General features: G+C 56.5%; 26 protein-coding genes and 1 riboswitch. Of the genes, 14 read left to right on the forward strand and 12 right to left on the reverse strand.

Features of this window, described 5'->3' with window-relative positions; translation table 11 throughout:
- Positions 1-256: 256 nt before the first annotated feature.
- Positions 257-1,162 carry a LysR family transcriptional regulator gene (locus tag LCD46_07515; protein ID UOY72910.1) on the forward strand — a complete coding sequence of 302 codons (906 nt, stop codon included), beginning with the start codon at positions 257-259 and terminating at the stop codon, positions 1,160-1,162.
- Positions 1,163-1,209: 47 nt separating this feature from the next.
- On the opposite strand, the gene cobO is transcribed toward LCD46_07515, so the two are convergent.
- From cobO to LCD46_07570, 11 genes are all read right to left on the reverse strand, one after another.
- Positions 1,210-1,812 (reverse strand): cob(I)yrinic acid a,c-diamide adenosyltransferase, encoded by a 603-nt coding sequence (cobO, locus tag LCD46_07520; protein UOY72152.1) that lies wholly within the window; start codon positions 1,810-1,812, stop codon positions 1,210-1,212.
- 9 nt (positions 1,813-1,821) lie between these two features.
- Positions 1,822-3,477, reverse strand: a complete 1,656-nt coding sequence (locus LCD46_07525; GenBank protein ID UOY72911.1) for a class I fumarate hydratase — start codon at positions 3,475-3,477, stop codon at positions 1,822-1,824.
- Between the two features lie 78 nt (positions 3,478-3,555).
- On the reverse strand, positions 3,556-4,557 hold the full coding sequence (glsA, locus tag LCD46_07530; protein ID UOY72153.1) for a glutaminase A: 1,002 nt from the start codon (positions 4,555-4,557) through the stop codon (positions 3,556-3,558).
- A 54-nt stretch (positions 4,558-4,611) separates the two neighbouring features.
- Positions 4,612-5,904, reverse strand: a complete 1,293-nt coding sequence (locus LCD46_07535) for a dicarboxylate/amino acid:cation symporter (protein ID UOY72154.1) — start codon at positions 5,902-5,904, stop codon at positions 4,612-4,614.
- Positions 5,905-6,069: 165 nt separating this feature from the next.
- Positions 6,070-6,387, reverse strand: a complete 318-nt coding sequence (locus tag LCD46_07540) for a DUF4387 domain-containing protein (protein UOY72155.1) — start codon at positions 6,385-6,387, stop codon at positions 6,070-6,072.
- On the reverse strand, positions 6,384-7,754 hold the full coding sequence (locus tag LCD46_07545) for a DUF1446 domain-containing protein (GenBank protein UOY72156.1): 1,371 nt from the start codon (positions 7,752-7,754) through the stop codon (positions 6,384-6,386). Before LCD46_07545 ends, LCD46_07540 begins: the two co-directional genes overlap by 4 nt.
- A 3-nt stretch (positions 7,755-7,757) precedes the next feature.
- Positions 7,758-8,999 (reverse strand): methylaspartate ammonia-lyase, encoded by a 1,242-nt coding sequence (locus LCD46_07550; protein ID UOY72157.1) that lies wholly within the window; start codon positions 8,997-8,999, stop codon positions 7,758-7,760.
- Positions 8,999-10,444: a methylaspartate mutase subunit E gene (locus tag LCD46_07555; GenBank protein UOY72158.1), complete on the reverse strand. Its 1,446-nt coding sequence runs from the start codon at positions 10,442-10,444 to the stop codon at positions 8,999-9,001. Before LCD46_07555 ends, LCD46_07550 begins: the two co-directional genes overlap by 1 nt.
- 18 nt (positions 10,445-10,462) lie before the next feature.
- The gene (locus tag LCD46_07560; GenBank protein UOY72159.1) at positions 10,463-11,851 is read right to left on the reverse strand and encodes a glutamate mutase L; all 1,389 of its coding nucleotides are present in this window, start codon (positions 11,849-11,851) and stop codon (positions 10,463-10,465) included.
- The gene (locus LCD46_07565; GenBank protein ID UOY72160.1) at positions 11,851-12,300 is read right to left on the reverse strand and encodes a methylaspartate mutase subunit S; all 450 of its coding nucleotides are present in this window, start codon (positions 12,298-12,300) and stop codon (positions 11,851-11,853) included. Before LCD46_07565 ends, LCD46_07560 begins: the two co-directional genes overlap by 1 nt.
- Before the next feature lie 411 nt (positions 12,301-12,711).
- A protein-coding gene (locus LCD46_07570) for an IS1 family transposase (GenBank protein ID UOY72161.1) occupies positions 12,712-13,409 on the reverse strand; the annotation gives its coding sequence in 2 pieces (ribosomal slippage) (positions 12,712-13,160 and positions 13,160-13,409; 699 coding nt in all).
- Positions 13,410-13,595: 186 nt separating this feature from the next.
- Here LCD46_07570 and cobA point away from each other — a divergent pair.
- From cobA to LCD46_07585, 3 genes are read left to right on the forward strand one after another with little or no spacing between them, the layout of a single operon-like run.
- The gene (gene cobA, locus LCD46_07575) at positions 13,596-14,366 is read left to right on the forward strand and encodes a uroporphyrinogen-III C-methyltransferase (protein ID UOY72162.1); all 771 of its coding nucleotides are present in this window, start codon (positions 13,596-13,598) and stop codon (positions 14,364-14,366) included.
- Positions 14,367-14,404: 38 nt separating this feature from the next.
- The gene (gene cobD, locus LCD46_07580) at positions 14,405-15,475 is read left to right on the forward strand and encodes a threonine-phosphate decarboxylase CobD (protein ID UOY72163.1); all 1,071 of its coding nucleotides are present in this window, start codon (positions 14,405-14,407) and stop codon (positions 15,473-15,475) included.
- Positions 15,476-15,478: 3 nt separating this feature from the next.
- Positions 15,479-16,126, forward strand: coding sequence for a bifunctional precorrin-2 dehydrogenase/sirohydrochlorin ferrochelatase (locus tag LCD46_07585; GenBank protein UOY72164.1), 648 nt, complete (start codon positions 15,479-15,481; stop codon positions 16,124-16,126).
- Here LCD46_07585 and LCD46_07590 read toward each other — a convergent pair.
- Positions 16,118-16,984 carry an L-threonine kinase gene (locus tag LCD46_07590; protein UOY72165.1) on the reverse strand — a complete coding sequence of 289 codons (867 nt, stop codon included), beginning with the start codon at positions 16,982-16,984 and terminating at the stop codon, positions 16,118-16,120. The genes LCD46_07585 and LCD46_07590 overlap by 9 nt on opposite strands.
- A 452-nt stretch (positions 16,985-17,436) precedes the next feature.
- A riboswitch (cobalamin riboswitch) is annotated at positions 17,437-17,612 on the forward strand.
- Between the two features lie 99 nt (positions 17,613-17,711).
- On the opposite strand from LCD46_07590, the gene LCD46_07595 reads away from it, so the two are divergent.
- The 10 genes from LCD46_07595 to LCD46_07640 are packed head-to-tail and all read left to right on the forward strand — an operon-like array spanning position 17,712 to position 26,295.
- A complete protein-coding gene (locus tag LCD46_07595; protein UOY72166.1) occupies positions 17,712-19,091 on the forward strand; it encodes a cobyrinate a,c-diamide synthase in 1,380 nt (459 codons plus the stop codon).
- A complete protein-coding gene (cbiB, locus tag LCD46_07600; GenBank protein ID UOY72167.1) occupies positions 19,088-20,047 on the forward strand; it encodes an adenosylcobinamide-phosphate synthase CbiB in 960 nt (319 codons plus the stop codon). Before LCD46_07595 ends, cbiB begins: the two co-directional genes overlap by 4 nt.
- 12 nt (positions 20,048-20,059) lie before the next feature.
- The gene (locus LCD46_07605) at positions 20,060-20,692 is read left to right on the forward strand and encodes a cobalt-precorrin-8 methylmutase (protein UOY72168.1); all 633 of its coding nucleotides are present in this window, start codon (positions 20,060-20,062) and stop codon (positions 20,690-20,692) included.
- Positions 20,689-21,828, forward strand: a complete 1,140-nt coding sequence (cbiD, locus tag LCD46_07610) for a cobalt-precorrin-5B (C(1))-methyltransferase CbiD (protein UOY72169.1) — start codon at positions 20,689-20,691, stop codon at positions 21,826-21,828. The genes LCD46_07605 and cbiD overlap by 4 nt, the downstream gene beginning before the upstream one ends.
- Complete coding sequence (locus LCD46_07615; GenBank protein ID UOY72170.1) at positions 21,822-22,427, forward strand: cobalt-precorrin-7 (C(5))-methyltransferase; 606 nt, start codon at positions 21,822-21,824, stop codon at positions 22,425-22,427. The genes cbiD and LCD46_07615 overlap by 7 nt, the downstream gene beginning before the upstream one ends.
- Entirely contained in the window at positions 22,417-22,986 is a 570-nt protein-coding gene (locus tag LCD46_07620; protein ID UOY72171.1) for a decarboxylating cobalt-precorrin-6B (C(15))-methyltransferase, read from the forward strand. Before LCD46_07615 ends, LCD46_07620 begins: the two co-directional genes overlap by 11 nt.
- Complete coding sequence (locus LCD46_07625; GenBank protein UOY72172.1) at positions 22,979-23,752, forward strand: cobalt-precorrin-4 methyltransferase; 774 nt, start codon at positions 22,979-22,981, stop codon at positions 23,750-23,752. The genes LCD46_07620 and LCD46_07625 overlap by 8 nt, the downstream gene beginning before the upstream one ends.
- On the forward strand, positions 23,733-24,788 hold the full coding sequence (gene cbiG, locus LCD46_07630; GenBank protein UOY72173.1) for a cobalt-precorrin 5A hydrolase: 1,056 nt from the start codon (positions 23,733-23,735) through the stop codon (positions 24,786-24,788). The genes LCD46_07625 and cbiG overlap by 20 nt, the downstream gene beginning before the upstream one ends.
- Positions 24,788-25,513, forward strand: coding sequence for a precorrin-3B C(17)-methyltransferase (locus LCD46_07635; GenBank protein UOY72174.1), 726 nt, complete (start codon positions 24,788-24,790; stop codon positions 25,511-25,513). Before cbiG ends, LCD46_07635 begins: the two co-directional genes overlap by 1 nt.
- Positions 25,510-26,295, forward strand: a complete 786-nt coding sequence (locus LCD46_07640; protein ID UOY72175.1) for a cobalt-precorrin-6A reductase — start codon at positions 25,510-25,512, stop codon at positions 26,293-26,295. The genes LCD46_07635 and LCD46_07640 overlap by 4 nt, the downstream gene beginning before the upstream one ends.
- The last annotated feature ends 10 nt before the right edge of the window (positions 26,296-26,305 follow it).

Below are 26,305 nucleotides of genomic sequence, written 5' to 3' on the forward strand. Positions count from 1 at the left end.
TTAATGCCCATACGGTTTTTCGTATAATAAGACGCTGTCTCCATTACGTGAGACATAAAAGTGAACAGGTTCTTAATAATTTTTCATGTTTCATTTAATTTTCTGCAAATAGTTTGGCCTGACGCGCAAAACTGATTAAATCATGGTGTGGATCACTGCCGACAGAACATAACTAAAATATAATGGCGGTATCGTTCTGAAGCAGGGTTTATTCGCTTCAAAAAATTACTATTATCCACCATGAATGGAAGACATGATGAGAGGAAAAATCCCCAAGAGCGAGTTGCTGGTGACGTTCGAAGTTGTGGCGCGTCACGAAAGCTATACCCGCGCGGCAGAAGAGCTGGCGTTAACGCAGAGTGCAGTGTTCAGACAGGTGACGGCCCTGGAGGAGTTTTTACACACCTCATTATTTAACCATGCCAAAAAACGGATTTTTCTAAATGCAGCTGGAAAGCATTATCTGAATATCGTGAAAGAGACGCTTAATAGGCTGGAGCGCGATACAAATATGATAATGAGCTGGCAGCCTGCCGTTCAGGTGGTGGAGTTAGCGGTAAATCCTACCTTCAGTACGCACTGGCTGATCCCCAATTTATGGGAGTTTAATAAATTAAATCCTGATATTATTGTCAACATTCACTCGCTGGCTAATATCGGCGATTTTTTAAATCGTGAATACGATGCGGCTATTATGCGCGCAGATTTTTGTCCTCCGTGGTCGGAGGTCGATTATTTATTTGAAGAGGAGATCCTGCCGGTCTGCAGCCGAAGCTTGCTCCCCAGTGCGGAGCAGAAACTGGGGGTTGAGGAGCTGCTAAGGGAATTTCCACTGTTACACCAAAGCACTCGCATCAATGGCTGGCAGGAGTGGTTTGCGCTTTCCGGTATTACCAGTCCGGATGTGAATCTTGGCCCGCGTTTTGACCTCCTCTCGATGCTGATTGCCGCAGTGCGATCGAATCTTGGTGTCGCGCTGCTTCCCCGCTTCGCCATCCAGCATGACCTGGACTGTGGCGAGATGGTTATCCCCTGTGATGTTCCCATCCGCACCGGTAACCGCTTCATCATGACGTGGCGGGAGGAAAAGGCTCAATCCCTGCCGTTACAGACCTTCCGCGAGTGGCTACTTCAAAAATCAGTAGTGTCTCCGGTGGAGTAAAAATACCGGATGGCGACAGCATAGCGCGCCATCCGGTACCGACATGCTTACCAGTCAATGCCTTCCTGTGCCTGAATACCGCTGTCAAATGCGTGTTTTACCGGGCGCATTTCGCTAACTGTGTCGGCAAGCGCCAGTAATTGCGAGTGGCAGCCGCGTCCGGTGACGATCACGGTCTGCTGCACCGGACGATTCTCAACCGCCGCGATCACCTCCTGAGTATCCAGATAGTGATAAGCCAGCATATAGGTGAGTTCATCCAGAACCACCAGGTCGTAACTCGGGTCAGCCAGCATGCGTTTGCTCTCCTGCCACACTGCCGTTGCGGCTTCAATATCCGTCTCCCGGTTTTGTGTCTCCCAGGTAAAGCCGGTGCCCATAATGTGAAACTCGACGCCGAGCGGATGCAGGGTGTTGTATTCGCCATTATCCCACTGACCTTTAATAAACTGCGCGACGCCAACGGTTTTACCGTGTCCGACGGCACGCGTTGCCGTGCCGAAGGCAGCAGTGGACTTGCCTTTTCCGTTACCTGTGAAGACGATCAGAATTCCTCTCTTCTCTGTCGCCGCCGCTACGCGGGTATCAACCTGCTCTTTACGCTTTTGCTGCCGTTGGCGGTGTCTGTCTGCGTTAGCTCGCGCTTCCATAATGGCTCCTTAATGTCCGGCAGGGCAGGATGCGCAGCGATGCTGCTGCTCAAACTGGCTGAAGAAATTATTCCCTTTGTCGTCCACCAGCACAAAGGCGGGCAGATTTTCGACCTCCATCATCCATACCGCCTCCATGCCCAGTTCGGGATACTCCAGGCAGCGCAGGCTTTTCACGAACTGCTGTGCCAGCAGAGCCGCCGCACCCCCGATACTGCCGAGGTTGAAGCCACCGTGTTTATGGCAGGCATCGGTGACCTGCTGGCTGCGGTTACCTTTGGAAAGCATGATCAGGCTTCCGCCCGCGGCCTGGAACGCATCGACATAGCCGTCCATGCGCCCGCCGGTGGTTGGGCCGAGGGAGCCGCAGGCCTGATTCTCCGGTGTTTTCGCCGGCCCGGCGTAATAGACGATATGGTTTTTCATGTACTCAGGCATCGGCTCGCCGTTATCCAGCCGCGCTTTGATTTTTGCGTGGGCGATGTCGCGGGCGACCACAATCGGGCCGCTTAACGACAGCCGGGTGCCGATCGGCAGGGCGGACATATCGCGCAGGATCTCACGCAGCGGGCGGTTCAGGTTAATCTGTACGGCTCGGGCGTCGTTTTCATCACGGCTGGCCTCCGGGATATATTTCCCTGGGTTATGTTCCAGCTTCTCCAGCCAGATACCGTGTTTGTTGATTTTCGCTTTGATATTGCGGTCGGCTGAGCAGGAGAGTGCCATGGCGACAGGACAGGAACCGCCGTGGCGCGGCAGACGGATGACGCGGATATCGTGCGCGAAGTACTTGCCGCCAAACTGGGCGCCGATGCCGAATTCGCGGCTGGCGTTGAGCAGCGTAGCTTCCAGCGCCGTATCGCGGAACGCCTGGCCCAGCTCGTTCCCGCTGGTGGGCAGGTTGTCATAATATTTTGTTGAAGCCAGCTTCGCCACCTTCAGCGCCTGGTCTGCAGAGAGACCGCCGACCACAAAGGCAATGTGATACGGTGGACAGGCCGCGGTACCGAGCGACTTCATCTTCTCGATCAGGAACGCGGTGAGCTTCTCCGGCTGCAGAATGGATTTCGTTTCCTGGAACAGCGCGGCTTTGTTAGCCGAACCGCCGCCTTTATTGACAAACAGGAAGCGATATTCGCTCCCCGGCGTGGCGCTGATGTCTATCTGCGCCGGCAGGTTGGTTTGGGTGTTGACCTCGGTATACATGTCCAGCGGTGCGTTTTGCGAGTAGCGCAGGTTACACTCGCTAAAGGTGGCGTAAATTCCCTTGCTCAGCGCTTCGGCATCATCACCGCCGGTCCAGACGTGCTGGCCTTTGCTCGCCACGACGGTGGCCGTGCCGGTATCCTGACAGTTTGGCAGAACGCCTTTTGCCGATACCTCGGCGTTACGCAGCAGCTGCAGGGCGACATACTTATCGTTACTGCTGGCCTGCGGGTCGTGCAGGATGCTGGCTATCTGCGTTAAATGTCCGGCGCGCAGGAAAAATGAGGCTTCATAAAAGGCCTGCTGGGCCAGCAGGGTCAATGCCTCAGGCGCCATCTTAATGACCTCCTCGCCCTCTAACTCCGTCACCGTAACGTGTTGCGTGCTGAGGAGTTCATATTCCGTCGTATCGTTACTTTGAACAAACAATTCCTGCCAGACAAATGGTTTAGACATAATACTTCTCTCTTTGTGGTCGTTTTTGCCGGGCGCTGGCGCAGCTGCCACGCCCGGCTTACAAAATCACAGCCGGTTGGGTCAATGGGCTAAAAAGAGATTGGCCTGCGTCGCCTCAGCGACGTACGCAATCGTCTGCTGGGCGCGGACGCTATTCCCGGCGGCATCCAGCGGTGGCGAATAGACCGCGATGGCGTATTGCCCGGGCACGATGGCAACCATGCCGCCGCCGACACCGCTCTTCGCCGGGATCCCAACGGTGTACAGCCATTTGCCACTACCGTCGTACAGCCCGGCAATCGCCATTTCCGCCAGAACCTGCGGTACGTAGCGTTCATTCAGCAATTGCTTACCGTTGAAAGGTGATTTGCCTTTGTTCGCCAGCACTGCGCCCATTTTGGCGAGCTGCTCAACGGTGATATCTACGGAACACTGGCGGGTATAGATTTCGACAGCTTCCCGGGTATCGCCATAAAAGCTGTTGTAGGACGCCATCAGCATCGCCAGCGCCTGGTTATGCTGATTGGTCTCCATTTCTGATTTGAACACCGGTTCGTTGACGGTCAGCGAGGCATCGGCCCACGAATTCAGGTTATTGAGAATTTTGTTCCAGCGGTCGGTCTTATCTTTCGCCTCGATCAGGCTTACCGTGCTCATCGCCCCCGCATTTACCAGCGGGTTTTCCGGCGCACCTTTGGTCAGCTCAACCGCTAAGCCGGAGTTGAAGGGCAGACCGGTCGCACTGGCACCGAGTTTATCCAGCACCTCCTGCGGACCACGCTGCTCCATCGCCAGCGCCAGGGTGAACACTTTACTCAGCGACTCCATTGGGAACGCTTTTTTTACATCGCCAACCTGGTAAATGTTGCCGTCGACCGTGGCAAGTGTGATGGCGAAATTGTTGGGGCTATAGGTCGCCAGGGCAGGGATGTAATCGGCGACTTTCCCCTCATGATTACCTTTAAATTTTTGGTGAGCCTGCTCAAGCAGCTGCGCGTAGTCCGGGGCGGGTTGCGCCAGCGCGGCGGCGCTAAATAACAGGCTGAAGGATAAGAGGCTGACGCCGAAAATATTTATCTTCATGGGGCTATCCTGTAAATCGGAAGATAAAAGGCCAACGACGGTTGGCCTTTGTAATCAATACATGGCGATTTCTGTATCTGAAGTGGTACTTTCTTTGGCCGGAACCTTGCCGCGGCAGCCGACGCCGAAGTGTTCGCCTTCCCAGCGCCCGACGATGGCGGCACCCATCGCGTTACTCATTACGTTGGTGGCGGAACGGCCCATGTCGAGGAACGGATCGACGCCCATCAGCAAAATCAGGCCCGCTTCCGGAATGTTGAACTGGTTGAGCGTGGCGGCAATAACCACCATCGATGCACGCGGCACGCCCGCCATCCCTTTCGAGGTCAGCATCAGGATCAGCAGCATGGTAATCTGCTCGCCAATGCTCAGTTCGATGTTGCACGCCTGGGCGATAAACACGGTAGCAAACGAACAGTAGGCCATTGAGCCGACCAGGTTAAAGGAGTAGCCGATGGGCAGGACAAAGCTGGCAATCCTGGAGGAGACGCCGAATTTTTCCAGTTTGTTCAGCGTGCCCGGGAAAGCCGCTTCTGAACTTGAGGTCGTAAAGGCCAGCAGCGCAGGTTCGAGGATCGCTTTTGTCAGACGACTGATGCACGGACCGACAATCATCGTGGACAGGCCAATCAGAATCGCCCACAGCAGGCCGAGCGTCATGTAGAACTCGCCCATGAAAATACCTGCGCTGACCATCACACCCAGACCGCGTTCGGCAATCAGTCCGGAGATCGCGGCAAACACGGTCAGCGGTGCAAACAGCATGACGTAGCCCGTCAGCTTCAGCATCACATGCACCAGAGAGTCGAGCACCTTAATGATGGGCTCGGCTTTCTCGCCAATGGCCGCCAGGCTGCAGCCGAGGAAAATCGAGAACACCACGATTTGCAGGATCTCGTTGCGGGCCATAGCATCAACGATGCTGGTCGGTACCGCGTGAGAGATAAACACTTTCAGCGTGAACGGCTCGGACTGAACGGCCGCAACGGCCCCGGCGTCATGGGCGACAAAGTTAATGCCTGCGCCAGGCTGGAAGATATTGACGATAACCAGCCCCAGCGCGATCGACAGCAGCGAGGCACAAATAAAAAGGAAAAAGGTTTTGGAGAATATACGGCCGAGTGTTTTAGCATCACCCATTTTGGCTATGCCGACCACCAGGGTTGAAATGACCAGTGGGGCGATAATCATTTTCACCATACGTAAGAATATAGTGGTGAAAATAGAAATATCTTGTGAATACGATTTTGCTGTATCTGCTGATGCCATATTATTAATGACCACCCCGGCTATCATGCCGAGTATCAAACCTAATATGATCATTTTCGTTAAGCTTATTTTTTTCATGTTTACTCCATCGGATAAAGGTTGGTTAATGTGTAGGGTCGCGTGCGTCTGAGCCATGACGAACCGCTCAGACGCACGTTTGTTGTGACCAACCGCATGAATTATCTGGAATACAGTGATACAGCAAATATCTATATCCCAATGGACGTTGTTGTATTTGTAGTGTTACAGCTCAAACTCAATACTTAATAACGGCGCATGCTGCTGGGCACCATAAACATCATTGTCACCGACGTTGCCGGAGATAATATCGCGAGGCATGACAATTTTGACCGCATTGGCCGGGTCGAACCAGATAATGCGATGTATAAAGTCAGGCTTAACGTTATATAAACGGGCAATAAGCTGTGGCGTTAATTGCTCCGAGGCTTTTACCCGCTGATAGTCTTCACGCGTTTTAAATAAAATATCCAGAACCAGCTCATACGGCCCCGCATTTTTAGAACGAATGACCTGCGCCAGTGAGCAAATACTGTGTTTCATAACTGAACTCCTTCTGGCGTGACCTGTTCGAGGTGGAAATCAAAACGCAGCGCGTCGCTCGCTTCGATCAGGTGGTAGATTGAGAACTCATACACCGGGCCGCTCTGAATATCGGAAGGGGAGAACGGGAACGCGAGGTTGCCCGCTGTGGCGATCCGGTTTTCATAGCCGTAGTGCAGCAGGGTAGAGCGCACCAGCGAACAGACGCTGTTGGCGATATCCTGGGTGGGGGCCACCACGTCCAGCAAAATACCCAGCTCGTGCCCGGCGGACTGCATCGGCTCATGGTTGCCCATCACGCCGTTCTTTCCGTACAGGTGGAACGTCATGCGGATGCTGTCGTCATTCAGCGAGAGGTTGCGCTTCACGCTGACCTGCACCTCTTCGAGGATGTTATCGATCCCGGCAATCATGATCGGGTCGCGCGTACCGGCAATGGTCAGGCAGCGGAAGCCAACCCGGCGGGCGCCTTCCAGCTTCAGCGCATACGGCGTTTCTTCGTGGCGGGAACCGCTGACGTACACTTCGCCCTCGTTGACCGCTTTGAAGCTGCACCCTTTCAGGTTCAGAACGCCGCCCGGTCCCGGCAGGAAATACGGGTCGGATTTCTCATACAGGGTGTGCGCCGCGGCCGACGTTTCGGTGAATTTACGCTTCGGATTAAACGTTTTCAGCGTAAAGCCGTTATCGTCAATGATGCCCATCGCGCAGTCGGAGCCAGATCCCGGCGTAGCAGCAATCGCCGCGCACTCAAGGATCTTACCGCAATGCAGCGCCAGACCTTCATCGAAGCCCTGCATGATAGGCAGTGCGGCAAAGCAGGCCGGATCGTATGCCCGTCCGCCCAGCACCACCTGCGCCCCGGCCGCAAGAGCCCGCTGGAAAGGCTCGATACCCATCTGCGCGACAATATAGGTGCTCTCCTCGATGGCCTCGTGGGTCAGCTCCGGGACGAAATCCAGGGCAGTGATTTTCCCGTTGTCCAGCGCCTGATGCACAGTGGCTTTATCGACATCCGAGGGGATCAGCGCCATAGAGAATGAGAGTTTCTCTTCCTGAGCAATTTCGAGGATTATCTGCCGGCACCACTCCAGATGCGGCGCGGCACCGGAGCCACCTGCGGTACCGATCACCACCGGAATATTGTGCTTAACGCCAGCCACGATCATATAGCGCAGATCGCGTTTTACCCCCGCCCGGTCGGTGAAAGGTTTACCTGCCCCCAGGTAGTGGGGGCCAGGGTCGGAAGAGCCCGCGTCAACCGCAATAAGATCCGGCGATTCTTCCATAGCTTTACGAAAACTCTCTTCCGGGAAGCCATAGCCCAGGATTGCCGTTGGCGATAAGATCTTAAATGTACGTGCCATCTTTTAATCCTTAGTTTGCAACAGTGCGATGGTGCGGTTCATTTCGTTAAACACGATGTTAAGACCTTCATCGAAGCCCATGCCCGGTTTGATCAGCATGCGCATCGGGCGAGCGGCGAGGGCCACGTGCACGCAGGTGCGGGCGCTGATTTCCGTTTCGTTACAGGTACCGCCCTGATAGGCTTCCATGCCGTGTTTGTTGCAATACAGCACCGCATCAACGATGTTGTGAATACCGCCAAGGTCCGGGGTTTTGATCTGCACCATGTGGCAGCTGCCCGCATCGGTGAAATCCACAATGTCCTGATAGGTGTTACACCACTCATCGGCAACGATTTTCACGCCGGAACCCAGGTGCATCAGCTCGTGGGTGATGGCGGTCAGCAGGCGGATTTGGTCCGGCTTGTTACCCGCATCCACCGGCCCCTCAATGTACAACGGCAGGCCCTGGGCCTCTTTTTCGAGGCTGGCGATATACGCGGCGCAACGGACCGGGTCCATATCGAAAATCAGACCGATAGTGCCGTACACGTCAATGTGCAGCGTCGGGCGATAGCGCGGGCTGGTGCGCAGGCTTAAGATGCGGTCGGATAACCAGCGTACATACTCACGCAGTTTTTCCCCTTTCAGGCCCAGCTTCTCTTCCACGTTGTTGATAAGCGCATGCGGCAGTACATCAACGCCTTTGAGGATCATTTTGTCGACGGCGATATAGCGGTCGTCACCGCTCTGACCAAATAATGGGATGGCTTCCGGGACGCACGGCAGTTGCCACTCGTCACAAACGACTTCCGTTTTCAGACGACCGGTCGCCAGGGCTGCCGCGTCGAGCAGCGCCTGCGACAGGCCATAACGCACGGCGGTATGCAGCAGATGGCCATCTATACGCAGTTCGTCAAAGAAGCGGGCGTTCGTCAGGAACCTGTCAACGTCACGGCCTTCCAGCAGCGGTTTGATGTGATCGTTAAGGAATGGAATGAAGTGTTCAGCCAGGAACAGCGGATCGCGACCGCCTGCACCTGAATATTGCACCGCTGCACAATCGCCCACCGCCACCGCGCCGTTTTCCAGAATCAGCTGTACGGATACGCATTCACCCGCCTGACGAACAGACGTAAATCCAGGCGTTACCGGAGCGCCGGTATAGATAAACCCGTCATGCCCGGCACCGTTTTTGATGGCCTGCTGATCGTCGAAATAGAATGAGGAGTAGCCTGCGGTGAAAAGGGCCTGTTTAATTTTCATTATGGTCTTCCTATTAATTTACTGTGGGATACCGCGTTGATGTCATCAACAACCATCTGGAATGAGGGCTTACGTCCTTCAAAACGCGCGCGCTCGGCGACGTAATCGTGATGCAGGGCGAGAATATCTTTCGGCAGCGGAACCGCGCCGGCTTCCAGCACGCGAATCGCACCGGCGTTATCACGCACCGGCAGGATTTTGCCCGCGTTGCAGGAGGCGGGAGCAAACGGTACGTCCAGCACGCCAGCTTCAAACGCCAGCACCGTTCCGCGCGCGACATCGCCGTTGCCCAGCTCGAAGACTTTTTTCAGCACGGCGCGGACTTCGCTCTTAATGAGCTCGACTTCCTGCTCAACGGCGGCGCACGGTGGGAATTTCTGATCGCTGACCATGTTGAGCATCTGACGCGAGGCCTTCAGCCCCTGGGCGTTTGCGGCAGCGGTCGGAATACCGAACGCTTCGTGCGGGCTCTTGGTGATCACTTTGGTCGCTCCGGACATACCGGCAACCGCTGCACCCCAGGAGATAATGGCAAACGCTTTTGACTCATCTTCCGGGAAGCCGCCCATCCACTGGTGGAAGACGGTACTCAGCTCGTAATCGTCAAAGCCGTGGTTATGGAAATATTCGTGGGAGAGTTCGCGTAGAGCCTGAATGGCGGCGATATCCTGCGTCAGGCTACCGACCTGGCCGTAGCCGACGGTGATTGACTTCACGCCCTGTTCCAGCGCCAGCAGACCTTCGATAATCGCCACCGAGTGGGACACAAACGGCGGGATCAGGGTGCCGGTCAGCGGGCCAAACGGTTCGCGGTTGATACGGATGCCGTTCTCTTCGTACAGGCCCATCAGGCGGTCGCAGTACTGCCAGTCGCGGATGGATTTTTCCAGAGTGACGCGCTTAGCGTACGGGATGTTGTACGAGATACCGCCGCCTTCGTAGCTGGTAAAGCCGCTGGCCATTGCGATCTCCGCCAGCAGGCGCGCATCTGGCGTGCCGTGACGTACCTGAATCGGTTTCTCCAGCGCTTCAGTCATGCGACGGCAGGCGGCGACGCCGTGGTTAACGACCGGTAAGCCGTTAAGTTTGGAGGTGCCCGCTTCGATGGATTTTTGGATACCTACCGCTGCCTCTTCATAGCGATTCAGACGGGTGTAGGCATCAATGGTGCTGGGCAGCAAATCGCAATCTTCCTGCAGCGTTTTGAGCAGGGCGATATGTTCATCCATGAGCGCTACGCCTGCGCGCGGCTGGCTCAGGGTTTTACCTTCCTGGTCGGCCTTCAGTAGTGCGTGAGAAAAGCGTTTTTGCTCAGGAATGGTTTGCTGGTACTTCACGCCATCTTCGAAGTTCTCAACGTCCTTGCCGGTATGCCAGGTTTGTAAGACCTGTCGCCGCTCAGTCATGAATTCGTCATGGGTTAGCTTTTTATTTCGAAGTTCCATTCGTTGCTGCCTTAGGTTTTATAGGGTTAAACAATGAATACTGGTGCGAGCCGCCGCCTGCGGGTCCAGCCTGGCGACATTCGCCAGCAGAGGAAGCAGACCTTTTGCATCGCGGTAATAATCAAACTGCCCGGGTAAAAGCACGCGTCTGCTGCTGTCGTCCAGCTCGCGGTACTTCAGCCAGCGGTGAACATCAAACTGACTGGCGCGGGAGAGCCATCCCCCGGAGCCGACCACTTTGCGCACGGTGGTCAGATCGCGCCCCACCTGCAAATCGACGTTACCTACGCAGGTACAGACCTGTTTTTTGGTGCCAGCGTGGCGCTCGCTGGCGTACCCAACGCATAGCCCGGCCAGCAGCGTGTCGAAATGTTTTTCTTCTTCGGTGACAGGCAGATAATCCGGATGTGCGACCAGATGGCGCAGATAGCGATAAAACGCTTCCTTGCGCTGAGGCTGATGGGCAAACACCGCGTTCACCAGTTCGTGTGTACTTTCGCCGACCACCACCGCCGAGACGCGCATACCGAGGTCTCCCTCGACGGTGCGTTTCACAAACGGCTCAGGCACGCCGTGCAGAACGGTATCCGGGGAGAGCATGTTGGCGCTGGCGGAATAGACGTCGGTGGTGGCACCGCCCATGTCGATCAGCATGAATTCTTTCCACGCGCTGTCGACGTCGCTGATCGCTTTCACCAGCTCGTAGACGGTCCACGGTGTTGGCATCGGCTCTTCGCCGGTTTCCCCGACGATAACGTCCAGCCCTTTTCCCTTCACAATGCGGGACAGAAAGACATCGCAGATGGCCTTGCGGGCGGCATACGGATTCGGGTGATCGAGGTCAGGCAAAACGTTGTCGACCGTAATCAGATCTTTGTGGCCAAGAATAGCCTGCACGTCGTCCTGAATATCGCGGTTTCCAGCGTAGATAATGGCGCAATCCAGCGTTGATGCGGCCAGCGCGCGGGCATTGGCAAGACCGTAGCTCTCTTCTCCGCCATCCGTACCGCCTGTGAACAGCAGAATGTCCGGTGGAGAATCCTCCAGCGCCCGAATATCGTGGCGGTTCAGTTTGTAGGAGTAGTACTGGGCGATTTTGGCACCTGCTGAATGGGCGGTGACTTTGGCCGATTCCAGGGTGATCGACGGCACCAGACCCATTGCGGCAACGGCGAGCCCACCTTTTGCCGACGAGGAGTATTTCAGCGTAACGTCCCCGCTGTTCAGCAAAGGTCGCGCATCGGCAACGTTTAGCACCTGGTTCAGGCTGGTAAAGAACCCTTCCGCCAGGTGGTGGGTCGTCGTCGGGGTCAGAACATGGTTGACCAACGTTAGCGCATCACCCTCCGGCGTGAAGAGTGCTGCTTTGGTCCACGTCGAACCAATGTCGACTGAGACGATTTGCATCAGAAGCCCTCTTCGAGACAAAGCTCTTCAACGCGCTGACGCTGCTGTATATCGTTCGCCATCAGCTGACAGACGTCTTCCAGGTCGTGGCTTGGGGCGAAAACGCGGTTGAAACCCATCTCTTTGAATTTGGCTTCGACGTCGGCAAAATCGTGCTTACCCACGACCAGATTACCGCCCACAAAAAGCAGGATGTCGCCGATACCGCGTTCGATGCAGCGCTCACGCAGCCCCAGACAGTCGATATCGCCATGGCCGTAGATGGATGAAACGACAATAGCATCAGCCCCGGTTTCGATGGCCGCATCAATATATTCATCCTGGCTCACCATCACACCAAGATTGATTACGTGAAAATTATGGGAAGTAAAAACACGGTCCAGAACTTTATTGCCTACCGCATGGCAGTCAGCACCAATGACGCCAATGACAAGTGTTGATTTCTTCATGGGTAATCCTCTGTAGGGCTGATTGTAAAAATATTATGGGTATTAAAAATAGTTAATGGATATTCGGTCTGTTAATGGTGTTGGAGTGTCTTTTGAAGACGAAAAGGAAGCAATTGATCTATTTTCAAAAAATCCTTCCAAAAATGATGATGGTTATGATGTGTCATGGAAAGTCATTGAAATTCAATCTATTGGATGTTGTTGGTTTTGGGTTTGATATTTATCTGTAAACGTTGATAACAAAAACATTGTAATATTTGTGATCGAGCGCCTGTTTTATTGTTGTGGGTGGTAAATATATTTTTTTTGACTTTTATAAGTGGAGGTCTATTGCCATGCAGACATTGGTGAGAAGGTATTTACTGTTTTATTGATATTGGTCATAAACGCCATTCAGGTAATGACTCCAACTTACTGATAGTGTTTTATGTTCAGATAATGCCCGATGACTTTGTCATGCAGCTCCACCGATTTTGAGAACGACAGTGACTTCCTGCCCAGCCTTGCCAGATGCTGCCTCAGATTCAGGTTATGCCGCTCAATGCGCTGCGTATATCGCTTGCTGATAACGTGCAGTTCTCCCTTCAGGCGTGATTCATACAGCGGCCAGCCATCCGTCATCCATACCACGACCTCAAAGGCCGACAGCAGGCCCAGAAGACGCTCCAGCGTGGCCAACGTGCGTTCACCGAATACGTGCGCCACAACCGTCCTCCGTATCCTGTCATACGCGTAAAACAACCAGCGCTGGCGTGATTTAGCGCCGACGTAACCCCACTGTTCGTCCATTTCCGCGCAAACAATGACGTCACTGCCCGGTTGTATGCGTGAGTTTACCGACTGCGGCCTGAGTTTTTTAAGTGTCGTAAAATCGTGTTGAGGCCAACGCCCATAATGCGTGCACTGGCGCGACATCCGACGCCATTCATGGCCATATCAATGATTTTCTGATGCGTACCGGGTTGAGAAGCGGTGTAAGTGAACTGTAGCTGCCATGTTTTACGGCAGTGAGAGCAGAGATAGCGCTGATGTCCGGCAGTACTTTTACCGTTACGCACCACGCCTTCAGTAGCTGAACAGGAGGGACAGCTGATAGAAACAGAAGCCACTGGAGCACCTCAAAAACACCATCATACACTAAATCAGTAAGTTGGCACCATTACCCGCCATTCATACAATTAAGGGAGAGTGATAAATACATCAAATTTTTGGCATCTGGAGGTGGGTATAATTCAGCGCTAATTTTAATTACCCGCTTTCTTACGTCTTTGAATATTTAATCTGAGGATATAACGATGAGTAAAGGGAAGGTTTGGCTTGTAGGGGCAGGGCCTGGCGATGCGTCTTTAATTACGGTAAAAGGTCTGCACTGTATCCGCCATGCGGAGGTGATTGTTCACGATCGCCTGGTTAACCCTGAGCTTCTGGCTCAGGCTCCGGCAAGCTGTCTGATTATTGATGTCGGTAAAACCCCAAGTCATCATCCGGTACCTCAGGAACAAATCAATGCCTTGCTGGTCAAGCACGCCGGGGAAGGGCGGCAGGTGGTGCGTCTGAAAGGCGGTGACCCCTACGTTTTTGGCCGCGGGGGGGAAGAGGCCGAGCAGCTGGCAAAAGACGGCCTGGCGTTCGAAGTCGTGCCGGGGATCAGCTCCGCGATTGGCGGATTGGCCTATGCCGGGATCCCGGTCACGCACCGTCATTACGCCTCCAGTTTTCATATTGTGACCGGTCATATGTGCCAGGGGAACGACCCGCAAAACTGGCATGCGCTGGCGCAAATCAACGGAACGCTGATCGTTCTGATGGGAATGACCCGGCTGACGGAAATCTGCCAGCAGCTCATTGAGGGAGGCATGTCCGCTGAGACGCCGGTGGCGGTAGTGATGTATGCCAGCCAGTCTCGTCAGCAGATTGCCAAAGGTACGCTGACCGATATCCACCTCGAGGTTGAGCGTCAAAAACTGCATGCTCCTGCGCTGATTGTCGTCGGTGAGGTGGTCAACCTGCAGGAGATACTGGCGTTTTCTGCATCGCATATCGCGCTGAATCAGGTTGTTGTCTGATGTTATCCTGACATTTTCGAAATGGCCGAGTGAAACGAATGAGTGAGCATGGTGGTAATGTCCTGGAAACGGGGCTGCAGTTGGGGATCGCTCCCGAGTTGCTGTTGGATTTTAGCGCGAACATCAATCCGTTAGGCCTGCCCGAGCGCGTCAGGTCGCTCATTGTGTCCCATCTGGATATCATCACGCAGTACCCGGACGTTGAATACCGCCATCTTCATCAGGCGCTGGCCAGCGCCAGTCGGTGTGACTACGACCAGACGATTGCCGGGAATGGCGAAACGGAGCTGATCTATGGCCTGGTGCGAACGCTTGCCCCTCGCCGGGCGATGCTGCTGGTGCCGGGGTTTGCCGAATATCGCCGGGCATTACAGCAGCAGGGTTGCGAGATAATCGACTATGCGCTGAGTGAGCAGAACGGGTTCCAGGTGGATTTCTCCATACTGGACGCCGTTCGCGCGCACAGGCCCGATTGCCTGTTCATCGCAACGCCGAATAACCCTACCGGACTCATGCCTGATACCGGTCTTCTCGATCGGCTGGCCTCGCTGTGCGAAACGCTGGAGATTTCGCTGATTGTGGATGAAGCGTTCATCGATTTTCTGCCGCAAGGCTCCACGCTGGCGCCACGGCTGGCTGAGTCACGTTATCTTTACCTGCTGCGTTCTCTGACCAAATTTTTTGCTATTCCCGGACTGCGCCTTGGGTATCTGCTGAGCGGAAATACGCAGACTATTCGCCAGCTGAAACGCACCCGCGAGCCCTGGTCCGTGAATGCCTTCTCGGCGCTTGTGGGGCAACATTTGCTGTTGGATGAAGACTATATTGCTCGCAGCCACGCCTTTATCGCCCGGGAGCGGGATTTCCTGTGGCAGGCGATGACGCGTTTTTCATCGCTGGTGGTCTGGGAGCCGCAGGCCAACTTTATTTTCTTCCGCTGCCTGCGTCAGGGTTTCGACCTGAAAGCGGCACTGCTTGGTCACCATATCCTTATTCGCCACTGCGAAAACTATCCAGGGCTCGATCGCGACTACTATCGGATTGCCGTGCGTACTGAAGCGGAGAACCGTCGGTTTATTGCCGCGCTGACTGACGTTTTACAAGGCTAGGCGATGGACTATTTCCCGATTTTTTGCAATCTGAAGGGTAAGCTCTGCCTGATCGTCGGTGGCGGGCAGGTGGCGACGCATAAGGCAAAGGGGCTGCTGGCTGCCGGGGCTGAGCTGCGTCTGGTTGCGCCCTCCCTGACGCCGGAACTCGCCAGCCTGCACGCGTGCGGTGACATCGAGTGGGTCCCGGCGACGTTTGCGCCGCAGTATCTGCAGTCATGCTGGCTGGTCATTGCCGCAACCAGCGATCCGCAGGTGAACCGTCAGGTTGCCAGGGCCGCCAGCGCGGAGCGTCTGTTTTGCAATGTCGCAGACGACCCTTCTGCTGCCACCTTTATCTCGCCGGCTATTATTGACCATTCGCCGATCATTATTGCGCTGAGCTGCGGGGGCAATGCGCCGGTGTACAGCAAGATCCTCAAAGCGCATGTCGCAGCCCATCTTCCCCCTGGCATGCGGGAAAGCGTGCGGCTGGCGGGGGTGCTGCGTGAAAGGGTAAATAGCGCGTGCAGTGACCGGGAGCGCAAGCGTGCATTTTGGGACGCGTTTTTCCGGCATGTTCCGCTGCAACAGGCTTTAGCGCAGGAACACGAGCAAGAGGTTAAGCAGCAGGTCGAGTGGTTCATTCAGCACAAGTTGCTGTCAGAGTAGCGTCACGCCGCCTTTTACCATCCGCAGCAGGTGTTGTTCAGGCCAGTGGCGGGTGAGCTGTTTTTTCGCTAACAGCCATTTCACATAATCGACATCGTCTTTATTTCTGTCCAGCATCAGCCCCACGACGCTGCCGCTGTGCGCCACGTTCACCCCGTAGATACCGCACTCCTCCACCAGTGAGAGCAGTGCGTCAAAATCCGGTTTAGGCAACAGCGTCTGGCTGGCGATGGCGCTGAGGGTTGCCGCTTCTCCCATCCGGTAAGGGTTTTGCGTCATACAGGATTCCTGTACTTTTTCCCATGCGCGTTTCAGCGCTGGCGCACCGGCATGTAACCCCGCCTGACGCGGGATGCGGTGGTAATCTGCCGTGCGCAGCGTTTGCGGACTTTCGAGAACAAGCAGATCGAGATTGGGCTGGGCGTCACATGAAATCTGCGTGGAAGCGTCGTTATGATCAAAAAGGGTCAACTGGCGAAACACGGTACTGTCGGTGGGTTCGAGCGAAACGCAAAGCGTTGCCAGCGTGCTTTCGTCAAGCTGATGCCCCAGATGGTGGGCGGTGGCGACGGCGGTGGCGGCAATATCTGCGGTGCTGCTGGCCATCCCTTTGGCAATCGGGATGGTCGAATGCACATCAATGCGGATATCCTGGCTCAACTGCGCCGGGTAGTGCCAGTGCTGCAATAACCGCTCGACCATCGCGCGCGACAGCGGGCGTTCATCCGCCAGGGCTGAGCCGTAGCTCACCTCAACCGTGCTGTACCATTCGACAGGGCAGGAGACCAGTTTCTCACTACCCAAAATCCAGCCCTGGATAAGCTCACCGCACGACGCGGGGCATTGCGCAACAGCCACGTTTCCACCTTTCTGGTCTGCAAATTCTGAAGCATAGTGTCATGAGGATCTCCCTCGTACCTTGATATACCGCAAATTCCCGTCTGGATAATCTACATATTATTCTGCGATTCTGCTGAATACGAAACGCATCAATAAAGCCACACGAACTTACGTTGAATAGCAATATTATGTGATAGCAAGGTTTTAATGCCTTAATGAATTTTGATCACGATAAAATGAAAAAATATCAAGTGGTGCAATAACTTGTCATAGCGCAATAAATATTGAGATTTTAAGCGTAATTATCTTTGCTTTTAATTTTTTGTGATAAAACGTTGAGTTATTGAGGAAGGCGTCAATTATTCTGGCGCCACGTTTGACTCAGCGTGTATTTCATTACGGTTAAGTATTTGCCTAAGATGAAGTGAAACGCCGTAAATAGCATTGCTGTTTTATAACGCGCTATTTTCTCATTATGTAAGCCGACCGGTTTGCCACATTTGTGGTAGGGAAGGGGGTGATAATCCCCCGCAGCCCCCGCTGCTGTGATGCTGACGACCCCGTAATGACCACTGATCGTGAGATTGGGAAGGACGGGCGAGGAGGACGCTAAGCCAGAAGACCTGCCTGTCGGGAACGTTCAACAACTTCGGTGGGAAGTGGGTTGTACTGATGCATCATACAGTCGAAAGACTGGGGTTACGTGTATCTATACCTCCCGACCACCCTGGACAGGATCAGGGCCATGGCGGCAAAGCAGTACACGTTTGTTCTTGCAGGTACCGGAAGCGGGTGTGGTAAAACCACGGTGACGCTAGGCCTGTTGAGTCTGTTAAAACAGCGTGGGTTAAGCGTCCAGCCATATAAAGTGGGCCCTGACTATCTTGATACCGGCTGGCATACCAAAGTCAGCGGTACATCCTCCCGCAACCTCGACAGCTTCATGCTTCCTGAGCCGATACTCAACGCGCTGTTCTGCGAGCATATGCAGCAGGCGGATATCGCGGTGATTGAAGGTGTGATGGGGCTGTATGACGGCTACGGCACCGACCCGAACTATTGCAGCACCGCCGCGATGGCAAAACAGCTGGGCTGCCCGGTGATTCTGCTGGTGGATGGCAAGGCGGTCTCGACTTCAATTGCCGCCACGGTAATGGGCTTTCAGCGATTTGATCCCACCCTCAATATTGCCGGGGTGATTGTCAATCGCGTCAACAGCGAATCACATTATCAGTTGCTCAAAACGGCAATTGAACACTACTGCACGGCACCCGTCCTGGGTTATGTCCCCCGCGTTGAAGGCGTCGGTTTGCCCGAGCGCCATCTGGGACTGGTCACCGCCCGGGAGTCGGTCGCGGACCTGCAGACCTGGCAGAATTTTTCCGCCATTCTCGAACGTACGCTGGACATCGGGCAACTTCTCTCGCTCAGCCAGATGGCGTCGCTGCCGCAGGGCTCCTGGCCCGCGCTCCCTGACGGGGACGCCGGGCGCGGGTTGACGCTCGCGATGGCCGATGACGAGGCCTTCAACTTCTATTACGCGGATAACATCACGCTGCTCGAACGTACCGGGGTCGACATTATCCGCTTTAGCCCGCTGCGCGATACCCATTTACCTGACTGCCAGATGGTCTGGCTTGGGGGCGGTTACCCGGAGCTGTACGCGGCACGGCTTGCGGAAAACACCACGATGCTGGCCAGCCTGCGGGAGGCGCACCGGCGAGGCGTGGCGATTTACGCCGAATGTGGTGGGCTGATGTATCTCGGCAGCACGCTCGAAGATAGCGAGGGGGGCACCCACCGGATGGCCAATGTTATCCCCGGCCACAGCAGGATGGGTAAACGGCTGACCCGTTTTGGCTATTGTGAGGCGCAGGCGCGCCAGCCCACGCTGCTGGCCGATAGCGGAGAGGTGCTGCGTGGGCATGAATTTCACTATTCCGACTTCTCTCCCCAAACCCCCGCGGTACTGGCGTGTCGCAAAGTACGCGATGGCGTAACGATGCAGGAGTGGGCGGGCGGCTGGCAGGTTGGCAACACGTTCGCAAGCTATCTGCACCTCCACTTTGCCCAACGCCCCATGATGCTCAACCGCTGGCTGACGGCGGCGAGGGGGGCGCTATGACCCTGCTGGCCTGGTGCGTCGCGTGGCTGCTCGACGTCATCATCGGCGACCCGCAAAACTGGCCGCATCCGGTGCGCTGGATAGGCAACCTGATCAATGCGATGCAGCGGAGTATTCGCCGCTGCTGTCATAGCGATACGGCGCTACGCGTTGGCGGCGGCGTCATGTGGCTGGCGGTAGTGGGGCTGACCTGGGGCATATCCTGGGGCGTACTGGCGCTCGGACGGATGGTTCATCCCTGGCTGGGCTGGGCGATTGAAGTGTGGATGATGTTTACCGTGCTGGCCGGGCGCTGCCTGGCAAATGCTGCACGGGACGTTGAACGCCCTCTGCGAGCGGGCGACCTTGATGAAAGCCGCGAAAAACTCTCCTGGATAGTGGGACGCGATACGTCTCAACTTCAGCCGGAACAGATCAACCGGGCGGTGGTGGAGACCGTCGCGGAGAACACAGTCGATGGCGTTATCGCCCCACTGTTTTTCCTCATGCTGGGCGGTGCGCCACTGGCGATGGCCTATAAGGCGGTGAATACCCTCGATTCAATGGTGGGCTACAAGCACGAAAAATACCGTGCGATCGGCATGGTCAGCGCCCGTATGGATGACCTGGCGAACTATATCCCCGCTCGTCTGAGCTGGCTTCTGCTGAGCATCGCGGCGTGGCTATGCCGTGACGATTTCTCCCGCGCGCTGCGCGTCGGCTGGCGCGACCGCTACAACCACAGCAGCCCCAACTGCGCGTGGGCAGAAGCGACGGTCGCCGGCGCGCTGGGCATCCGGCTTGGCGGACCCAACGACTATTTTGGTCAGCGCGTAGAAAAGCCGTGGATTGGCGACGCGCTGCGCCCGATTGCGGTAGACGACATTTCCCGAACGATTCGACTGATGTGGGTTTCCTCCACCCTGGCGCTGGCGCTGTGTATCGCAGCACGCTGGCTGATGGCTGGCGCGGCCTGAGGACAAGAGACAATGCAATACATCCAGCAACCCCAGGCGATTGAAGCCAAAAGTTTCGACATCATTGGCGAAATCATTCGCGAAACGCGGCCGGAATACCGGTTTGCCAGCCCGCTGCATGAGGCGATCGTCAAGCGGGTGATCCATACCACCGCAGATTTCGACTGGCTGGATATTCTCTGGTTTTCAGATGACGCGCTGGAGCAACTTTGCGCGGCGCTCCGTCGCCCGTCCGTTATCTATACCGATACCACGATGGCGCTCTCCGGGATCAACAAAACGCTGCTGGCCACGTTCGGGGGCGAATGTCGCTGCTATATCAGCGACCCGCGGGTGGTGGCGCAGGCAAAGGCCCAGGGAATCACCCGCTCGATGGCGGCCGTGGATATCGCCGTGACGGAAGAGAGCGAGAAGATCTTCGTCTTTGGCAATGCGCCCACGGCGCTGTTTCGCCTGCTTGAGCATGATGTTGCCGTCAGCGGCGTGGTGGGTGTTCCGGTGGGTTTTGTGGGGGCGGCGGAATCGAAAGAGGCGCTGACGCACAGCAATTTGCCCGCGATTGCGGCCCTTGGGCGCAAAGGCGGCAGCAATGTGGCTGCGGCGATTGTGAACGCCATGCTCTATTACCTGCAGGGGGCGCGATGAGCGATTCAACCTTCGATGCCCCGGTATGGCATAACGGGAAGGCGTTACGTAAAGGCTTCACCACCGGTTCCTGCGCGACCGCGGCAGCGAAAGTCGCCGCACTGATGGTGCTGCGCCAGCATCTTATTCATCAGATCTCCATTGTGACCCCCTCCGGCGTCACGCTGTGTCTGAACGTGGAATCGCCGCACATTGAAGGGCAGCAGGCGATTGCGGCCATCCGCAAAGACGGGGGGGATGACGTCGACGCCACACACGGCATGCTGATTTTCGCCCGCGTGATGCTCAACGACAGCGGCGAGATTACGCTTTCGGGCGGCGAGGGCGTGGGGACCGTGACGCGCAAAGGCATCGGCCTGCCCATCGGCAGCGCGGCGATCAACCGCACGCCGCGTCACACCATTGAGTCCGCAGTGCGCGAGGCGATTGGCCCGACGCGCGGGGCCAACGTGGAAATCTTCGCCCCTGAAGGCGAAGCGCGGGCGCAGAAAACCTACAACTCACGCCTCGGGATCCTGGGCGGGATTTCGATCATCGGCACCACCGGTATTGTCACACCGATGTCAGAGGAGAGCTGGAAACGCTCGCTCTCTCTGGAGCTGGAGATTAAACGCGCGGCGGGGCTGGAGCGGGTCGTGCTGGTGCCGGGCAATCATGGCGAGCGTTTTGTGCGCGAGCAGATGGGCATTGATCAAGATGTCGTGGTCACCATGAGCAACTTTGTCGGCTACATGATCGAAGAGGCGGTGCGGGTGGGGTTTCGCCAGATAGTGCTGGTCGGCCATCCCGGCAAGCTCATCAAAATTGCCGCCGGGATATTCCACACCCACAGCCATATCGCCGATGCGCGCATGGAAACGCTGGTGGCGCATCTGGCGCTGCTCGGCGCGCCGCTGGAGTTACTGACCCTTGTCAGCGATTGCGATACCACCGAGGCGGCGATGGAGCATATCGAAACCTGGGGTTTTCAGCCTATTTACGGCCACCTCGCCAAACGTATCTGCCTGCGCGTGATGCAGATGTTGCGCTTTACCAAAACTCCGCCGACCTGTGACGCCATTCTGTTTTCCTTTGATAACCAGGTGCTGGGTAGCAACCGTCCGGTCGAGGCGATTGCCCGGGAGCTGCAATGTTAACGGTCGTGGGAATGGGGCCTGCGGGATTGCATCTGATGACGCCCGCTGCGCGTGAAGCCATTGAGTGTGCCGATGCGCTGGTCGGCGGAAAACGTCATCTGCTGCAGTTCCCGGCGTTTTGCGGCGAGACGTTTGTCCTGGGCGCCAACATTCCGGCGCTGCTGGCCTGGGTTGAGGCGCGTCAGGAGAAAAAGGTGGTGATTGTCGCCTCCGGCGATCCGCTGTTTTACGGCATCGGATCGCGGATGGTGGCGCATTTCGGTATGGCGCGCGTGCGCATTATTCCCGGTATCAGCGCGGTGCAGTACCTGTGCGCGCAGGCGGGCATTGATATGAATGAGATGTGGCTCACCAGCAGCCATGGTCGCAGCGTAAATGTTGATGAGCTTGCACGGCATCGCAAAGTGGCGATGGTCACCGATAGCCAGTGCGGGCCGAAAGAGATTGCCGCGCAGCTGGTGGCACGCGGTAAGGGCCATCGCTGGATGGTGATTGGTGAAAACCTGGCGATGGAAAACGAACGGATCCACTGGCTGCCCGTCAGTGTGGTTAGTGCCGACTATGAAATGAATGCAGTGGTGATCCTCGATGAAAGATGAACTGTTTTTGCGCGGCGAAACGGTGCCGATGACCAAAGAGGCGGTACGCGCCCTTGCCATCGCAAAGCTTGCGCTGCACCGCGCCAGCCACCTGATTGATGTCGGCGCGGGGACCGGAAGTGTGTCGATAGAGGCGGCGCTGCAGTTTCCCTCGCTGCGCGTGACGGCCATTGAACGTAACCCTGCAGCTCTGCAGCTGCTTGCAGAAAATCGCCAGCATTTTGCCTGTCACAATATCGCTATTTTGCCGGGCGTAGCGCCGTTGCCGGTGGCGGATAAGGCCGATGCGGTATTTATGGGCGGCAGCGGTGGCCATCTGACCTCGCTTATTGACTGGTCCCTGCGCCAGCTACATCCAGGCGGACGTCTGGTGATGACGTTTATCCTGATGGAAAACCTCAATACCGCGCTGGCCCATCTGCAGGAGATCGGCGCGCAGGACATTGATTGCCTGCAAATGCAGGTCTCCGCACTGGCCCCGCTTGGCAGCGGCCACTATTTCAAACCGAACAATCCCGTTTTTGTTATCGCCTGTCAGAAGGAAGAACACCATGTCTGAGACGTTTGATTCCCGTTGCGTGTGGTTTGTCGGTGCTGGTCCCGGCGATCGAGAGCTCATTACGCTCAAGGGATACAAGCTGCTGCAGCAGGCGCAGGTGGTCATCTATGCCGGTTCGCTGATCAATACCGAACTGTTGGCATACTGCCCGCAGGGGGCGGAATGCCACGACAGCGCGGAACTCCATTTAGAACAGATCATTGACCTGATGGCGGCGGGCGTGAAGGCCGGAAAGACGGTGGTGCGTTTACAGACCGGTGATGTCTCCCTCTACGGCTCCGTCCGGGAACAGGGTGAAGAGTTGACCAAACGCGGAATCGCCTGGCAGGTGGTGCCCGGCGTCAGCGCCTTCCTCGGCGCTGCGGCGGAGCTTGGGGTGGAGTACACCGTGCCTGAAGTCTCGCAGAGCCTGATTATTACCCGCCTCGAAGGTCGTACGCCGGTGCCGGCGCGTGAACAGCTGGAGTCATTTGCCAGCCATCAGACCTCAATGGCGATTTATCTTTCGGTCCAGCGTATTCATCGGGTGGCGGAACGCCTGATTGAAGGCGGTTATCCAGACACCACGCCCGTTGCCGTCATTTATAAAGCGACCTGGCCGGAAAGCCAGACCGTACGCGGCACGCTGGCGGACATCGCCGACAAGGTACGCGAGGCGGGGATCCGCAAAACGGCGCTCATTCTGGTCGGGAAATTCCTGGGCGAGGAGTATCACTACTCAAAACTCTATGCCGCGGATTTTAGCCATGAATACCGTAAAGCCTGAGTCCATCGCGCTTTTTTGCCTGACCCCGGGCGGCGTGCGGCTGGCGAAGCGGCTGGCGGCGATGCTGCCGGTAACCTGCTTTACCAGCGAGCGTTTGCAGGAAGAGGGCTTTGTTCCCTTCGACGGCGGCTTTGCCCCGGCGGTTCGCGAGGCGTTCATGCACTACCCGTCGCTGATTTTTATCGGCGCAACCGGCATTGCGGTGCGCGTCCTGGCACCGTTAATCCACGACAAACTGATCGACCCGGCGGTGGTGGTGATCGATGAACGCGGGCAGCACGTGATTAGCCTGCTTTCCGGCCATGCTGGCGGGGCGAATGCACTGACCCACTACCTGGCGGGAATACTGGGGGCTGACCCGGTGATTACCACCGCCACGGACGTCAACGAGATGGCCGCGCTGGATACCCTTGCCTTCCAGCTGAATGCCCGAATGAGCGATTTCCGAACGACGGTAAAAATCGTCAACCAGATGCTGGTGAGCCACCAGCGGGTAGGGCTGTGGTGGGATGCGGAACTCGACGACGACGTCAGCCGGTGCGATCGGCGCGGGTTTATCACCGTGAGCGACCTGCATTACCTGCCGGAACTGGATGCGCTGGTGTGTATTACGCTGCGAAACACGCTGCCGGAACTGCCATTGCCGCACTGGAAGCTGGTCCCTCAGCGGGTCGTGGCGGGTATCGGCTGTCGACGCGACACACCGTTTCCGCTGCTGGCAACCCTGCTGGCGCGTCAGTTCGAGGCGCAACGGCTCGACCCGCTGGCCCTAAAAGCGATTGGCAGCGTCTCCCTTAAAAAAGACGAAGCGGGCTTGCTCCAGCTTGCCGCTTGCTGGGGTGTGCCGTTTGAAACCTTTACCGCTGACGCGCTGCGTGAGCACGAACATCGCTTTCCGGCCTCATCGTTTGTACGCCAGACGGTAGGCGTGGGAAGCGTCTCGGGTCCGGCAGCGTGGCTGCTGAGCCATGGGCAACTACGAGGAGAAACCCTGCGCGAACAGGGCGTCACTATCACTTTGGGAGTTTCACACTGATGTTAACCGTAATTGGAATCGGCCCTGGCTCGCAGGCCATGATGACCATGGAAGCTGTAGACGCGCTGCAGGCGGCAGAAATCATCGTTGGCTACAAAACCTATACCCATCTGGTGAAGGCCTTCACCGGCGACAAACAGGTGATCAAAACCGGTATGTGCAAAGAGATTGAACGCTGTCAGGCGGCGATCGAGCTGGCGCAGGCCGGGCATAACGTCGCGCTTATCAGCAGCGGCGACGCCGGTATTTATGGGATGGCGGGGCTGGTGCTGGAGTTGGTCAGCAAACAGAAACTGGACGTTGAGGTTCGCCTGATCCCCGGAATGACGGCCAGTATCGCCGCCGCATCTCTGCTTGGCGCACCGCTGATGCACGATTTTTGCCACATCAGCTTAAGCGATCTGCTGACGCCGTGGCCGGTCATCGAAAAACGTATTGTCGCCGCGGGAGAAGCGGACTTCGTCATCTGTTTCTATAACCCGCGCAGCCGGGGGCGCGAGGGCCATCTGGCACGGGCGTTTGAGCTGCTGTCCGCCAGCAAAAGCCCGCAAACGCCGGTAGGGGTAGTGAAGTCTGCCGGGCGTAAAAAGCAGGAGAAGTGGTTAACCACGCTGGGCGACATGGACTTTGAACCGGTCGATATGACAAGCCTGGTGATCGTCGGAAATAAAGCCACCTTCGTTCAGGAGGGGCTGATGATCACCCCCCGGGGCTATGTGCTGTGAACTATGGCGACGTGCTGGTCATGGGCGGCACCAGCGATGCCCGCGCGATCTGCCAGCAACTGGATGCGGCGGGCGTGGCCTACACCCTGTCGGTGGCAACACCCACCGGGCAGCGGCTGGCGGGCGATATTAACGGTCAGGTGCGCTGTGGCCGCCTGGAGCCACAACAGATGGTTGACTGGCTGGCGGAAAACAGGACCCGCTGGGTGATTGACGCTTCGCATCCCTACGCTGAGGTGGTCAGCCGCAACATCCTGACGGCCTGTGAAACGGTGGGGGTGTTGCTTAGCCGCTATCAGCGCCCCGAACAGCTCAGCGAGCTGACGCATCCGCTGCTCTACAGCGTGCCGGGAATTGAAGAGGCCTGCTACATCGCGCGGCGGCTGGGCGAACGGGTGCTGTTGACCACCGGCAGTAAAGATCTGGCGCGCTGGCGCGCAGGTCTGCCGGAGAAAACGCTGATGGCCCGGGTTTTGCCAGTGCCCGAGGTCATCGAGCAATGCGCCGGACTTGGCTTTGGCGTTACCGAGATCTTTGCTATGTGCGGGCCCTTCAGCGCTGAATTTAACGCGGCGTTTTATCGCCAGTGCCGGGCTGACGTGATGATAACCAAAGCCTCCGGCGCAGAAGGTGGCTATCAGGAGAAGGTTCAACCCTGTCTGGATGCGGGCATCCCCTGCATCGTGATTACACGCCCGGCACCGCTGGTGACGGGAGAGGAATTACTGGAAAGTCAGGCCGCATTCGCCGGGCGTTTAGCGCGCTGGCTGGCCGCTGCTTAAGGAGTTAGAG

This window comes from Enterobacter ludwigii, from assembly GCA_023023105.1.
In the GTDB taxonomy this organism is placed as follows: domain Bacteria; phylum Pseudomonadota; class Gammaproteobacteria; order Enterobacterales; family Enterobacteriaceae; genus Enterobacter; species Enterobacter adelaidei.